The organism is Aquamicrobium defluvii (assembly GCF_004363725.1).
Classification (GTDB): domain Bacteria; phylum Pseudomonadota; class Alphaproteobacteria; order Rhizobiales; family Rhizobiaceae; genus Mesorhizobium; species Mesorhizobium defluvii.
The window spans coordinates 12,877-27,226 of record NZ_SNZF01000043.1 but is presented as its reverse complement, the minus strand read 5'-3'; the positions used below and the strand labels follow the sequence as shown (position 1 = coordinate 27,226).

11 protein-coding genes are annotated in these 14,350 nt (G+C 66.3%); all 11 read right to left on the bottom strand.

All coding sequences use genetic code 11. The features are described from left to right. Nucleotides 1–704, bottom strand: a 704-nt coding sequence (locus DES43_RS20625; protein WP_133676147.1) for an E3 binding domain-containing protein, incomplete at its 3' end; no start/stop codon positions are given. Between the two features lie 3 nt (nucleotides 705–707). Further along, nucleotides 708–1,706 carry an alpha-ketoacid dehydrogenase subunit beta gene (locus DES43_RS20620; RefSeq protein WP_035033277.1) on the bottom strand — a complete coding sequence of 333 codons (999 nt, stop codon included), beginning with the start codon at nucleotides 1,704–1,706 and terminating at the stop codon, nucleotides 708–710. Further along, a complete protein-coding gene (locus DES43_RS20615) occupies nucleotides 1,706–2,731 on the bottom strand; it encodes a thiamine pyrophosphate-dependent dehydrogenase E1 component subunit alpha (protein ID WP_035033279.1) in 1,026 nt (341 codons plus the stop codon). The genes DES43_RS20620 and DES43_RS20615 overlap by 1 nt, the downstream gene beginning before the upstream one ends. A gap of 11 nt (nucleotides 2,732–2,742) precedes the next feature. Continuing rightward, nucleotides 2,743–4,059, bottom strand: coding sequence for an NAD(P)H-dependent oxidoreductase (locus DES43_RS20610; protein WP_035033282.1), 1,317 nt, complete (start codon nucleotides 4,057–4,059; stop codon nucleotides 2,743–2,745). 314 nt (nucleotides 4,060–4,373) lie between these two features. Continuing rightward, nucleotides 4,374–5,801, bottom strand: a complete 1,428-nt coding sequence (locus DES43_RS20605) for a YncE family protein (RefSeq protein ID WP_198027581.1) — start codon at nucleotides 5,799–5,801, stop codon at nucleotides 4,374–4,376. A 102-nt stretch (nucleotides 5,802–5,903) separates the two neighbouring features. Beyond that, nucleotides 5,904–6,680, bottom strand: coding sequence for a 2,3-dihydro-2,3-dihydroxybenzoate dehydrogenase (locus DES43_RS20600; RefSeq protein ID WP_035033285.1), 777 nt, complete (start codon nucleotides 6,678–6,680; stop codon nucleotides 5,904–5,906). A 12-nt stretch (nucleotides 6,681–6,692) separates the two neighbouring features. Next, nucleotides 6,693–10,577, bottom strand: a complete 3,885-nt coding sequence (locus DES43_RS20595) for a non-ribosomal peptide synthetase (protein ID WP_035033288.1) — start codon at nucleotides 10,575–10,577, stop codon at nucleotides 6,693–6,695. A gap of 2 nt (nucleotides 10,578–10,579) precedes the next feature. Next, nucleotides 10,580–10,837 carry a phosphopantetheine-binding protein gene (locus DES43_RS20590; RefSeq protein WP_245514612.1) on the bottom strand — a complete coding sequence of 86 codons (258 nt, stop codon included), beginning with the start codon at nucleotides 10,835–10,837 and terminating at the stop codon, nucleotides 10,580–10,582. Nucleotides 10,838–10,849: 12 nt separating this feature from the next. Next, complete coding sequence (locus DES43_RS20585; RefSeq protein ID WP_035033293.1) at nucleotides 10,850–11,485, bottom strand: isochorismatase family protein; 636 nt, start codon at nucleotides 11,483–11,485, stop codon at nucleotides 10,850–10,852. A gap of 5 nt (nucleotides 11,486–11,490) precedes the next feature. Next, the gene (locus DES43_RS20580) at nucleotides 11,491–13,119 is read right to left on the bottom strand and encodes a (2,3-dihydroxybenzoyl)adenylate synthase (RefSeq protein WP_035033296.1); all 1,629 of its coding nucleotides are present in this window, start codon (nucleotides 13,117–13,119) and stop codon (nucleotides 11,491–11,493) included. After that, complete coding sequence (locus tag DES43_RS20575) at nucleotides 13,116–14,261, bottom strand: isochorismate synthase (RefSeq protein ID WP_425352140.1); 1,146 nt, start codon at nucleotides 14,259–14,261, stop codon at nucleotides 13,116–13,118. Before DES43_RS20575 ends, DES43_RS20580 begins: the two co-directional genes overlap by 4 nt. Nucleotides 14,262–14,350: the final 89 nt, after the last annotated feature.

Genomic DNA, 14,350 nt, shown 5'->3' with positions numbered 1-14,350 from the left:
GGCACCGTCGACTTCGCCTCGACCAGCCGCCGTGCGATGGTCCTGCGCATGTTGTCGTGCGGGATCAGCTCGTAGGAGCCCTCCTCGAACAGCTTCAGCACCGCCTCGTCCGACATCGGCTTCACCGCCGGCGCGACAGCGGCAGGTGCTGCCGCTTCACCGGCAGGTGCCACCGCAGGAGCCTTCACCCCGCCGCCGGCAATCGCCGCCTCGACATCGGCCTTCACCACCCGGCCCTGCGGGCCCGAACCCGAAATCCCGGAAAGGTCGAGGCCGGCCTCGCGGGCCAGACGCCGCGCCAATGGCGTGGCGCGGACCGCACCCGCCTGTACAGGCGTATCCTGTACGGCGGGCGCAGTCTGCGCGGACCTGTCCTGGGAGGACGATTCGGGGGAGGACGATTCGGGCTTTTCGGATTTCACTTCGGCGGCAGGCGCAGCGGCCGGAGCGGCACTTGCATCCTCGCCCTCGGCATAGATCCACGCCACCGCATGGCCGACGGGAATGTCCACGCCTTCCTTGCCGGTGATGTTGCGCAGGATGCCGCTGGCCGGGGCGTCGATCTCCATGGCCGCCTTGTCGGTCTCGATCTCGAACAGCACGTCACCCTGCTTGACGGTGTCGCCTTCCTTGAAGAACCAGCGCGAGATCTGTCCGGTCGCCATGTCCATGTCGACCTTGGGGAGGATGACTTCGACGGCCATGTCTCAGCGCACTCCCTTGGCCAGATCGCGGGCGGCGGCGATGATGCCGGGCACCTGCGGCACGGCGGCCTTTTCCAGCTCGGGATTGTAGGGGATCGGCGTCTCGGCGCCGCCAAGGCGCACGATCGGGGCGTCGAGATAGTCGAACGCCTCGCTCTCGGCGATCATGGCGCTGATCTCGGCGCCGATGCCAAGCGTCTTCACCGCCTCGTAGACGCACAGCAGGCGCGAGGTCTTCTTCACGCTCGCAATCACCGTCTCGCGGTCGATGGGGCGGATGGTCCTGAGGTCGATGACCTCAATGTCGATGCCCTCGCCGGCCAGCGTTTCCGCCGCTTCCAGCGCCTTGTGAACCATGATCGAGGTGGCGACGATGGTCAGGTCCCTGCCCTCGCGGCGCACCTCGGCCTTGCCGATCGGCACCGTGTAATGGCCCTCCGGCACCGGACCCTTCATCTTGTAGAGCAGCTTGTGCTCGAAGATCATCACCGGGTCGGGATCGGCGACGGCGGCCAGCAGCATGCCCTTCACGTCATGCGGGGTCGCGGGCTGGATCACCTTGAGGCCCGGCACATGCGCCAGCCATGCCTCGAGGCTCTGGCTGTGCTGGGCTGCTGCACCCGTACCCGAACCGGCCGGAAAGCGCATGACGACCGGAACCGAAACCTCACCGCCCAGCATGAAGCGCATCTTGGCGGCCTGGTTGACGATCTGCTCCATGCCGAGCGTGGCGAAATCGGAAAACTGGAACTCGAAGATCGGGCGCAGGCCGGTCACCGCCGCACCGACGGCGACGCCGGCGCCGCCGAGTTCGGAGATCGGCGTGTCCATCACCCGGTCGGGGCCGAAGCGCTCGACCAGATCGCCGGTCACCTGGAAGGCGCCGCCATAGACGCCGATGTCCTCGCCCATGAGGATGACGCGCTCGTCGGCCTCCATGGCAATCGCCATGGCTTCCTGAATGGCCTGCGAGTAGCTCAGTTCGCGCACAGCGACATCCATCACGCCACCTCTTCCGTATAGACAAATCTGGCAAGGTCGGAGATTTCGGGCATGGGGCCTTCCTTGGCGTACTCGATGCCTGCCGCGATCTCGCGCGCCACGTCCTCGCGGATCGCCTCGATGCCGTGATCGTCGATCACGCCGAATTCCTTCAGCTCGGTCTCGAACAGGGCGATCGGATCGCGGTTGGTCATCCAGTCCTCGATCTCTTCCTTGGTGCGATAGCGGTTGCGGTCGCTCTTGGAATGGCCGCGATAGCGGTAGGTCTTGGATTCGATCAGCGTCGGCCCCTCGCCGGCCCGCGCCCGCTCGATCGCCGCATGGGAGGCTTCCGCCACTTCGGAGAAATTGTTGCCGTCGACGATCACGCCCGGCATCGAATAGGCGGCGGCGCGGTCGGCGATGTTCGCCACGGCCGTCGAGCGCGCCGTCGAGGTGGACATGCCGTAGCCGTTGTTCTCGCACACGAAGATCACCGGCAGCTTCCAGATGGAAGCCATGTTGAGCGATTCGTGAAACGCACCCTCGTTGTTGGCGCCATCGCCGAAGAAGGAAACGACGACCTTGCCGTTGCCGAGACGCTTGGCCGACAGCGCCGCCCCCACGGCAATCGGAATGCCGCCGGCGACGATGCCGTTGGCACCCAGATTGCCCTTGCTCACATCCGCGATATGCATGGAGCCGCCACGGCCCTTGCAGTAGCCGGTCGTCTTGCCGAAGAACTCCGCGAACATCTTCTTCACGTCCGCGCCCTTGGCGATGGAATGGCCGTGGCCGCGGTGCGTGGAGGTGATCTGGTCCTCATCGGTCAGCGGCATGCAGATGCCCATGGCACTCGCCTCCTGCCCGATGGACAGGTGCATGGTGCCGTGGATCAGGCCGCGCATGTAGCTGTCTTCCGCTCCCTCTTCGAAGCGGCGGATCAGATACATCTTGCGCAGCACGTCCTTGAGCTGTTCGTGGCTGTACCGGGTGTAGGCGAAGGGCAGGTTCGACTGTTCCGCCGCCTTTTTCGCTGTGGCCATGTTCAGGCTCCTCAACCGTAAACGAGCTTGTCCTGCCGGGCGCGCAGTTCGGCGATCTTCGATCCCGGCGCGGGCGCGGCGTTGGCATAGGTGATCAGTTCACCCTTCCTGATCGGCGCGGTCACCGAGCCGCCCTGCAGCAGGCCGCAGGGAATGGCCTTGGCAGCGCGCGCTTCCGGCGCCGTCATGATCCAGGCGCGGTAGCAATATTCGCCGATGGCATCGAGCTTCTCGCCCGGCTGCATGTCCTTCTTGGCGACGGCGCAGACTTCCGCCACCGGCTTGTCCAGCGGCACCATGTCGGCTTTGCCGTAGAGCACGACGCGGGCGCAGGTCAGCGGCACTTCGAGCGAGGTCAGGTGATAGGGGCGATGGAAGGTGAAATACGGGCCCTTGCCCATCTTCAGGTCTTCCATGCGCTCCGAGATGCGCGGATGCGACATGTCGGCGACGACGAAAACGCCCGGCGCCACGCCCTTGCCGATGGAGTAGTCGACGACGCCGACCTTCGAGAGCACGCCGCCGTCCTTTTCCGGGATCAGCACGCTGGAAAGCTGGTCGAGCGTGGCGGCGGGGCCGTGCATGCCGGGCTTGTCGGGCACCAGGCCGGTGGCGTTGGCGATGGCCGCCATCTCGACCATGGTCTTGGAGCCGTCGACGAACTCGACCAGCATGCGCACGTTCATGTTGCGGCGCTTCGCCTCTTCCTCGTATTCGGGCGGCGTGGCGTCGATGTTGAGCGGGTTGTTCTTGCCCTTGCCGGCGGCGACGATCGGATGGCCCATGGCCGAGACGAACTCGATCAGTTCCATGCAGGAAGACGGCTCGTCGCCCGCGCCCAACGAATAGGTGACGCCGAGGCGGTCGGCCTCGCTCTTCAGGTAAGCGCCGATGGTCACGTCGGCCTCGACATTCATCATCACCAGATGCTTGCCATGCTCCATGGCGCGCAGGCCGATTTCGGCGCCCACCGCCGGAACGCCGGTGGCGTCGATGACCACGTCGATCAGGTCGTTGTTGATGATGAGATCGGCATCGTTGGTCACCGCGACCTTGCCGGCTTCCATCGCCGCCGTCATTTCGGACGACGTGCCCACCTCGCGCGAGTGGCCCTGCTCCTGATAGGCAATGTCCACCGCCTTGTGGGCGTTCGGCACGTTGAGCTCCGATATGGCGCCGATCTCGATGCCCGACATATGCGCCACCCGCGTGACGATGTCGGTGCCCATCTCGCCCGAGCCGATGAGGCCGATGCGGATCGGTTTGCCCGTTGCGGCGCGCTCCCGAAGATCCCGCGCCAGACCGGTCGGGGCGATGTTGATGCTCATATCGTCAAGTCCTCCAGTGGTTGATCCATCAATAGTGAACATGTGTCTCTCAATCAAGTCGAATGTTCACGAAAGCCATAATAGCATCCATTCGCCGCAGCTTTGCGGCGGCATCCTGTGGATGACGACAGGACGTGGTGAATTGCCGCCCGGCGGGCGAACGACGCCATGTCGTTGCGGAACAAAAACGCCGTGCATCCCACGGATGCACGGCGCTCTGACATTTCTACAACCGATTTTGCCAAGGAGGAACGAAGTGCTCCCCTGCTTTCAGACGGCCAGCCGGGCGCGATGGCCCGGCCCGCGTCCCGCGATCACTTCCTGGGAGTGATCTTGCTGATCCGGTCGTTGGCCGGATTGTCCCCGCCCTGCGCCTTGTTGATGGCGAAAACGTCGCCCTTGCCGTCAATCGCGACATGATTGGCGAACGGCGCATTTTCGAGATTGGCGACGATGTTGCCGTCCGGATCCACCACGGTCACCGTGCCTGCGCCGCGGTTGCTGACATAGGCGAGGTTCGCGACCGGATCGAAGGCGACGTTGAGAGCGCCAGCACCCACCGGCACATTGTGCAGCGTCTTGCCGCTCTCGGCATCGACGATCAGCAGGTTGTCGCTGCCCTGCGAGGCCACGAAGATGCGCCTGGTCCTGCCGTCATAGGCGACGCCGATGGCCCCGCGCGAGCCTTCGATGGGGAACACCTTCTCCACCTCGCCGCTGGCGGCGTCGATGATCGCCGCCTCGTCGGTAGACAGGCTGACGGTGAACAGCTTGCCGCTTTCCACGTCGAACTTCAGGCTGCCGACCGAGAAGTTTTCGCCGCGCTTGCCGCTCTTGATTTCGATGTCTCCGACTTGCTCAAGGCTCTTGGTGTCGAACACCGCCACCTTCGCCGTGCCGGTGGCGGTGGCATAGGCCTTGCCGTCCTTCTCGTCCACGACCACGTCGCGCGCATGCGGGACCACGCCCGGCTCGAACTGCCTGACCAGCGAAAGGTCGGACTGCTTGTAGACGGCGACCGTATCCTGCCGGGTGTTGGTCACCCACACAGTGTCGTTGGCGTCATCGACCGCAACGCCGTAGACGGCATAGAGACCAGCCTCCTTGCCATCCTCACGCGCAGGCGCTTCCGCCGGCGTCACCTGCGCCACAATCTCCAGCGTCTCGGGATTCACCTTGACCAGAGCCGACGCCTTGACCGGCGGGCGGCCGACGGCCGAGGTCACGAACACCCCGTCGTTCCTGGCGCTGTAGGCGCTCTGGTAGAGGCCGGGGACCAGCTTGTTGTCCTTGACCTCGAACTTGTCCTGGCCCGACAGCGGCACCTGCGGCGAAACCTTCAGTTCCACGATCTCGGCGTGGTAGGGCGCGGCCGTGGTCAGCACCAGCGGATGCGTGCCGACAGCAGCATCCTCGGGCAGCTTGAAGGTCGCCTCGAACTTGCCTTCCTGATCGGCGGTGATGGCCCCGTCGCCCAGTGCCTGCGTGCCGCGCAGGATGGTCACGGACTGGCCGGGCTTGAAGTCCTGGCCGGAAATCTTGATCTCCGAGCCGGAATAAACCGGCTGGCCCATCTCGGCCGCGCCAGCGCGCACGCGGCCCTGATAATTCGCATCGGGCGCATCGAAGGCGACCTGCGCCAGCGCCGTGCCGAGGCTGAGCGCCAATGCGCCCGCCGCAATGATGAAGCGCAATCCCGCAGCGGACCGGTTTCGGGAAACGAAGGATGAAGTGCCGTGCATGGAGATGCTTTCCTGTCAGTTGGGGACCGCCGCAAGCGGCGGTCTTTTGGGAGAACGCCTCCGTTCTACATAACATGATAATATGACTCAAGTTATATTTGCTCAGCCGCGCAAGGTCGCCCCGCCGTCCACATAAAGATCGCTCAAGGTGATGTGCCCGGCGCGGTCGGAGAGCAGGAAAACCACAGCCTCGGCGACGTCTTGCGGCGTCGCAAGCTTGCCCAGCGGAATGCCGCTTCGGAACGTTTCGAGGGAACCGGCGATCACCTTTTCCGCGCCGCTTTCATCGGCCCACATGCCGGTCTGCATCGGCGTCAGAGTCGAGCCGGGGGCGACGATGTTGCAGCGTATGCCGAACGGAGCCAGCTCCAGCCCCAGGCAGCGGGTGAACATGGTGGCCGCCGCCTTGGAAGCCGCATAGGCGGCCATGGCATGGCGCGGGATGCCGGCAGCATTCGAACTCACCGTCACCCATGCGCCGCGCCGCCTCTCCTTCATGCGCCGGGCCAGCGCGCGCGCCACATGGAACACGCCGTCGCTGTTGACGGCGAACACGTTGCGCCATGTTTCATCCGATGTTTCCGTGACGAGATCGGTGGACAGGATACCGGCCACGCTGACGCCGAGATCGATGGGACCAGTCTCGCGCTCATGCGCCTCCACCAGCGCTTCGACGGCGGCGGAATCGCGCACGTCGAGCGCGGAGCGCATCACCCGATCCGCCGGCAGGTCGGCCAGCACGTCAAGCGACGCCGCATCGAAGTCGGTGGCCAGAACCTTTGCGCCCTCCTCCACCAGCAGCCGCACCACTTCGACGCCGATGCCGCCGCCAGCACCCGTCACCAGCGCGGTCTTTCCCTCAAGTCCGGTCGGGCGCATGGAAAACCTCCTTCAATCGTATTCGGCGAGCCGGCGGTCGAGTTCCGGCGCGATCAGCGCCGACGTCGCCGGTGCGGTCAGTTGCGGATGCAGGAACGGCACCTCGATGCGGTCGAGCATCGCCGCGTGAGCCAGCCACAGTTCCGGCACCAGATCTGGCCGCTCCCTGTGGTCGAGCCCGGCGCGCACATGCATCACCGTGCCCTCGTAGCGCCCGTGATAATGGGTGCGCACCAGCCGGTTGGTGTCCAGCACCACCCGCACCACGCCATCCAGCGCGGTTCTCGGCAGGTTGCCGAGCGGGCTGTCGCCGGCGCGCAGGAAGGCGATGATGGCCCCGCGCGTCGTCAGTTGGGGATGTGCGTTCGGATCATATCCGGCAATCGCAAGCAGCGCACGCAGCGCCGCCGCCTCGTCCGGCTCCGGCTCGGCCCGCCAGCATTCGGCCGGATAGGAATCGAGCATCGCCACCACGCCGACCTTTTTCCCGCGCGCTTGCAGATGCACGGCCATGGCGTGCGCAATGATGCCGCCCACCGACCAGCCGGCCAGATGGTAGGGTCCTTGGGGATAAATCTCCGCGATCCGCTTTGCATAGTCGGCGGCCAGCGCATCGAGGCTGTCGGGCAGCGGATGGTCGGGATCGATGGCCGGCGATTGCAGCCCGTAGACCGCACGCCCTGCTCCCAGCGACCGCGCCAGCGTGCGGTAGCCCCATGAAAGTCCCCCCGCCGGGTGAACAATGAACAGAGGTGGCCTGCCTTCATCGCCGCCGCGCAGCCTTATGATCGGCTCCAGCCCGCTGTCATGCACCCGGTCGGCATCTATTGCTGCGGCGAGCGTCGCAATGGTCGGATGCTCGAACAGAACGCCCAGCCCCGGATCGAAGCCGAACCGCTCCTGCACCCGCAACAAGAGGTGCACGGCCAGCAGCGAGTCGCCGCCGAGATTGAAGAAATCCGCGTCCGGGTCCGGCAACGCATCCAGCCCCAGAACATCGCCCACAAGCTGGCAGAGCGCCGCCTCGGTCGGCGTGGCCGGCGCGCGCGCTGCCATCCCCTCGAAGCTGGGCGCGGGCAGCGCCTTGCGATCCAGCTTGCCGTTGGCGTTGACCGGCATCGCCTCCATCTCCACGATGGCCGAAGGCACCATATAATCCGCCAGCCTTGCCGCCATATGCCGCCGCAGCCGCTCCGCCTCATAGCCCTCGCCCGGCACCACATAGGCGACGATGCGTTTGTCGCCCGGCCGGTCCTCGCGCACGATCACCGCCGCATCGTTCACCAGACCGGAGCCGGCAATCGCCGCCTCGATCTCGCCGAGTTCGATGCGCAGGCCCCTGATCTTCACCTGATGGTCGCAGCGCCCGAGATAGACGACCGCGCCATCCTCGCGCAGCCGCGCCAGATCGCCGGTCATATACATGCGCTCGTCCGGCCGGAACGGATCGGCTACGAAGCGTTCCGCCGTGAGGTCCGGCCGGCCGAGATAGCAGCGCGCAAGCTGCACGCCGGCAAGGTAGAGATGGCCGGCGACGCCCGGCGGCAGCGGCCGCAGCCGCTCGTCCAGCACGTAAAGCCGCGTGTTCCACACCGGAAACCCGATCGGCACCGGCGAAGACGTATCGTCCGGCCCGGCCGGCCAGTAGCTGACATCGACAGCCGCTTCGGTCGGCCCGTAGAGATTGTGCAACTCGCCCGTGATGCGCTGGTGGAAGCGGTCACGATGGTCGGCGGTCAGTTCCTCGCCGCTGCAAAAGGTGCGCGCGACGCGCAGACCCTGCGAGGCCGGCGAAGCCAGAAACGCCGAGAGCATCGAAGGCACGAAATGCAGCGTGGTGATGTCATGCCGCCGCACAAGTGCCGCAATCGCCGCCGGGTCGCGATGCGCGCCGGGCGGTGCCACCACCAGCCGCGCCCCACACAGGAACGGCAGAAAAAACTCCCACACCGAAACGTCGAAGGTGGCAGGCGTCTTTTGCAGGAAGCGGTCGTCAGCCGAAAAGCCGTAGTGGATGCGCATCCATTCCAGGCGGTTGACGATGGCGCGATGCTCGATCACCACGCCCTTCGGCTCTCCGGTCGAGCCTGACGTATAGATGACATAGGCCATATCGCCCGGCTGCACCTGCGGCAGCGCTACGCCCGGCTCTGTCGGCCATTCGGTCGGCGCAAGCACATGCGCCCCGGAAAAAGCCTCATTGCCCGGCTCGGCCAGCACACAGACCGGCTCGGCGGAAGCCACGATACGTGCGAGCCGCTGCGGCGGATTGTCGAGGTCGAGCGGCAGCCAGGCCGCCCCGGCCCGCAAGGTCGCGATCAGCGCCACCACAAGTTCCAGCGAGCGCGGCAGCGCCACCGCCACGATCCGGTCGCGCCCTGCCCCAAGCTTCACCAGTTCGCCGGCAAGGGCTGCCGTGCGCCGGTCAAGCTCAGCATAGCTCAGCACCGTATCGCCGAACACCAGCGCCGGCGCATCCGGCGTCGCGCGCATCTTCGCCTCGATCAGCGCCGCCAGCGTCATATCCGGCACCTCATGCCCGGTGCGGTTCGCTTCCAGCAGATAGCGCTGTACATCGGCCTCGCAGGCGGTCGGAACGTCGGCCAGCGTCGCCGCCTCCATGGCCTTTTCGAGGAAGGCCGCCAGCCGCCGCGAATGCGCTCTTGTCGCTTCCGCCGAATAGAGCGCGGGATTGGAGTCCACCTCCATCAGAAGCGCGCTCACCGCATCGCCCCGGAAGGTGAAGGTGATGTCGTCCACCGCCCCCGCGCCCAGAATATTCAGCCTCACGTCCAGCCCCGGCATGGCCGGCGGCAGGTCGAAGGGCTGCATGTTGATCAGCGGTCCATAGAGCCGGCGCTGCCCGCCGACCAATCCGAGATCGCGGCGCAACTGCTCGGAACGGTAGCGCCCGTGTCTTCGCGCCCGCATCATCTGCTTCGACACGCCAACGAGAAAATCGCCCATCGCCTGCGCCTCGTCGGGCGCGATGCGCAGCGGCAGCACGTTCATCAGCATGCAGGGCACACGCGCTGCCGAATTGCCGAGCCGGCCCATATAGGGCACGCCGACGACGATCTCTTCCGTCCCAGCAAAGCGCCGGCAATAGGCCGCGACCAGCGCCGTCAGCGCATCCGGCCACGTCACTTTCGCTTCTGAAGCAAAGACTTGCAGCCGTTCCATGAATCCTTGCGGCAGGTAGAAGCTGGTCCGATGGAAGCTCGGGCCGGAGATGGCACGTCCCGGCGCCATGCCGCTCACCGGTTCCAGCCCCGCCATCGCCTCATGCCAGAAGGCACGGTCGGCCTCGCGCTTTTCAGAACCGGCATAGGCACGGTCGTCGTCCAGCGCCACCTGCAACGGCGGAAAGCGCGCCGCCGGCTCAGTGCCCTTCATCAGGCATGAATAACGCTCCGCCACCCGGTTGGTCACCAGCACCATGCCGAAACCGTCGATGGCCAGATGGTGGATGCGCTCGTAGAAGAAATGCCGCTCATCCGACAGCCGGTAGAGCCGGAACGAAGCGATCCGGTCGCGGGCAAGGTCCAGCGGCGTGTTCGTATCAGCCCCGATCAGCGCCAGCGCTTCCGCCGCCGGATCGTCCGCGCCCGAAACGTCGACCACTTCGAGGAACGGCCGCCGCGCCGGATCGACCACCTGCACCGGCCCGTCAGGACGGTCCTCGAAGCGCAGCGACAGCGCTTCCGCCTCCTCGACGGTCGCGTCCACCGCCGTGCGGAAGGCCCTCACATCGAGCGGCCCGGCAATATCCAGATACTGTCCGGTGTTGAGGATCGGATTGGCGGGGTCGATGCGCTGCGTGTACCACAGGCCCGTCTGCGCCTCGGTCAGCGGCGCGCCTGTCCCTGAAATGGCGGCAGGCGGCTTGGCATCCATGTCTAGGCTCCGCTTCCCGCCTGCTTCGCCTGAATCGCCTCCCACCAGCCGGCCAGCGTGAAGCGGTCGGCCAGCTCGGCGAATTCGAGGTCGAGCCCGTCTTCCTGCCATTTCAGGATGAGGTTGAGCAGGCGCATGGAATCGATGCCGAGGTCCATCAGGTTGTCCTCCAGTCCGATCTCCTTCGGGTCCTCGTGGATCATGCCTGCAATGTCGGCGCGCATGCGCTCCAGCGTGATGGCCATGTCAGCCTCCGTCAATGTCAGCCTCCGTCAGGCAAGGGCGGCGATGAGCTGGTCGGTGCCGGCGACGACGCCGCAGCGCCCCGCCACCCAGTCCAGCGCCAGATCGTGCTTTTCGCGTGAAAAATCGGCCAGCGCGTCGGCGGCGAAAAACGCCTCGATGTCGCGCTGGAAGGCTTCCGCCGCCGTCATCATGCAGCCGATATGGGCATAGATGCCGGTGACGATGATCTGGTCGCGCGCCCGCGCCCGCATCAGCACCTCCAGATTGGAGCGCTGGAAGGCGCTGTAGCGGTGCTTGACCAGCACGAAGTCGCTTTTCTGCGGTGCAAGCGGCGCGATGATCGCCTGATCCGTTTCCGCCGAACTCATGCCCGGTCCCCAGATATCGGCCTGCAAGCCGCGGTCGCGCCGGTCCTGATCGCCGTTCTGGGCGGTGTAGAACACCGGAACGCCCTTCTGCCGGCAATGCGCCGCCAGACGCGCGATATTGGCGATGGCGGGGCCAAGCGGCGCAGCATCCGCCGCGAAAGGCCGCACGAAATAATTCTGCATGTCGTGGACCAGCAGCGCCGCGCGGCCGGTCTCGACCTGCCACGGGCCCCGCGAAGCGGGAAGTTCCCCCGCCGACGGCAAATCATATGGCTGTGTAGTCGGAAGCCCCATAGCGCTCATCCCTTCTCCGCTTGGCCGTCGAGAAACGCCTGCCGCAGCCGCGCGCGCAGTTCCTTGCGGCTGATCTTGCCGACCGCCGTGGTCTCGAACGCCTCCACGAACCGGATCTGGTCCGGCACCTTGAACTCGGCCACGTTGCGGGTGCGCATCCACGCCTTGATCGCCGCGCCCTTCGGCTTCTCGCCCTGCGCGATGATGAAGGCGCAGCTGCGCTCGCCGAGGAACTCGTCGGGGATCGACACCACCGCCGCATCGAACACGTTCGGATGCGCCAGCAGATGGTCCTCGATCTCTTCCGCCGACACTTTCTCGCCGGCGCGGTTGATGTGATCGGTCGCCCTTCCCTGCACCACGAGATAGCCCTCGCGCGTACGCTTCACCACGTCGCCGGTGCGGTAGAAACCATCTTCGGTGAAGGAGCGCGCATTCGCGCCCGGCTCGTTGTGATAGGCGCGGATCGTATAGGGCCCGCGCGTCAAGAGATTGCCGGCCTCGCCTTCGGCCACAGGCTGGCCCGCGTCGTCGACGATCAGCACCTCGTCGTCGGGGCTGATCGGCCGCCCCTGCGTTTCCACCACGATCTCGTCCGGGTCGTCGAGCCGCGTATAGTTCACCAGTCCCTCGGCCATGCCGAACACCTGCTGGAGCTGGCAGCCCAGCGAGCCGCGCACCCGGCGCGCGGCCTCCGGCATGAACTTCGCCCCGCCCACCTGCAACACCTTCAGGCTGGAAAGGTCGTGCTTCGCATTGGCCGCCGCCTGCATCCACAGCAGCGCCAGCGGCGGCACCAGCCCGGTGATCGTCACCTTCTCCTGCGCGATCAGCGCGAAAGCCGTCTGCGCGTCGGGCGAAGGACACATGACGATGCGGCTGCCGGCATGAAGCGCGCCCATCACGCCGGGCGAGCTCATCGGGAAATTATGCGCCACCGGCAGTGCCGCCATGTAGACGCTGTTTGCGTCCAGCCCGCAGATCTCGGCGCTCGCCCGGAACGAATAGATATAGTCGTCATGGGTGCGCGGGGTGAGCTTGGAAAGCCCGGTGCTGCCGCCTGAAATCTGCAAGAAGGCGACAGCGCAAGGCGAAGGATCGCCGGGCAGCAGCGCGGGGTCGGGCTCGAAATCCTCGAAGCGCGCAAATTCCTCCGCCTCGCCCAGCACCACGACATGGCGAAGCGTCGGCGCCTGAGCCTTCACCTCGCGCGCAAGGGCTCGATAATCGAAGCCGTCGCCCTTGTCGGCCACCACATAGCCGGCGGCTTCGGCCTTCCCGGCGAAATGCGCGATCTCGGTGCGGCGGTGCGCCGGCAGCGCGTAGACCGGGATCAGCCCGGCATAAAACAGGCCGAACACCACCGACAGAAACTCCGGCCGGTTGCCGATCTGCACGATCACCCGCTCGCCGGGCTTCAGCCCCAGCTTCAGGAAACCCGCCGCCGCCGTCTCGGCGCGCGCGTGCAGCTCACCATAGCTCCAGCGCTGACCGCCGCCCACCACGGCGATACGATGCGGGAAAGCGGCGGCGCGCTCGCGCAGCATCCGGGGAAAGGTTTCGCCGCGCCAATAGCCCTTGTCGCGGTAGCGCCGGCAAAATTCCTCCGGCCATGTCTGGATGACTTCACTCATGCCGCGCGCTCTCGCAAGGGGCGGCCATGCTCGTCAATGCCGAGTGCGGAAAGCAGCGCCACGAACTTGGCCGAGGTCTCGTCGGTCTCGCCCACGGGATCGGAGCCCGCGACGATGCCCGCGCCGGCATAGAGCGTCGCCCGCCTGCCAGCCAGCCGCGCCGACCGGATCGAGACATACCATTCGCCGTCGCCCTTCTCGTCGGCCCAACCGACAGCGCCGGCATAGAAGCCGCGATCGTAGCCTTCCAGCTGCCCGATCACCCCGGCGGCGCGCTCGCGCGGCAGTCCGCACACGGCCGGCGTCGGGTGCAGCGCGCCAGCCAGTTCAGCCACCGGCGTTTCGGTGTCCTTCAGCTTGCCGACGATGCGCGTGCCCAGATGCCACATGGAGGCGGTGGAGCGCAGCGTCGTGCCCTCTGGCGCTTCCAGCTCGCTGCAATAGGGTGACAGCGCATCGAAAACGGCATCGACCACAGCCTGATGTTCGCGCCTGTCCTTTTCCGACGTTTCCAGCGTCGCGGCTGAATCGCGGTCTGCGGCGGGGTCGGCATAACGGCGCGCCGAGCCGGCCAGCGGATGCGAAACGACCTCGCCACCCTTCTTTGACACCAGCAGCTCCGGCGTGGCGCCGACCAGCAGCGGACGCGCCGCATCCGCACCTGCGGGCAGAAGCGTGGAGAACACGGTGACGCTTGGATCTCTGGCCAGAGCCCTCAGCAGACCGGTCGCATCGAAGTCGTGCGTCGAGGAAAGCTCTAGGCTGCGCGAGAGCACGACCTTCGTCAGCGGCCCGGCCTCGCCGGCCGAAACCGCGATCATCTCCAGGCAGGCGGCAACCGCATCGCGATAGGCGGAAGGTGCCGGAGCCGGCGTTATGGCACAACGCACGGCGTCCGGCAGGGAGATGGGCTGCCCCTCGCTTTCCCTGCCATCCCCGGTCCGGAAAGTTTCCGGCTGGAAAAGATAATCCGGCTCCGAGCGGTCGAAGGGCAGCGCGCCCATGACGATGCGTGGACCGCCCTGGTTAGCCGCGAAGAACGCGCCCACGCGCCCGGCGAAGCTCCCGATCGCCCCGCGCTCGACTTCCGCGCGCAACCCCTGCCCGACCACGCTCCGCTTTCCGTCGCGCAACCGGAACACCTCACCCGCCCGTCGCCCCGCAGGCGGCAGAGGATTCGAGTTTTCATTTCCTGACGACAAGACCGGCACCTGAATTTCTGTTGTCGCCG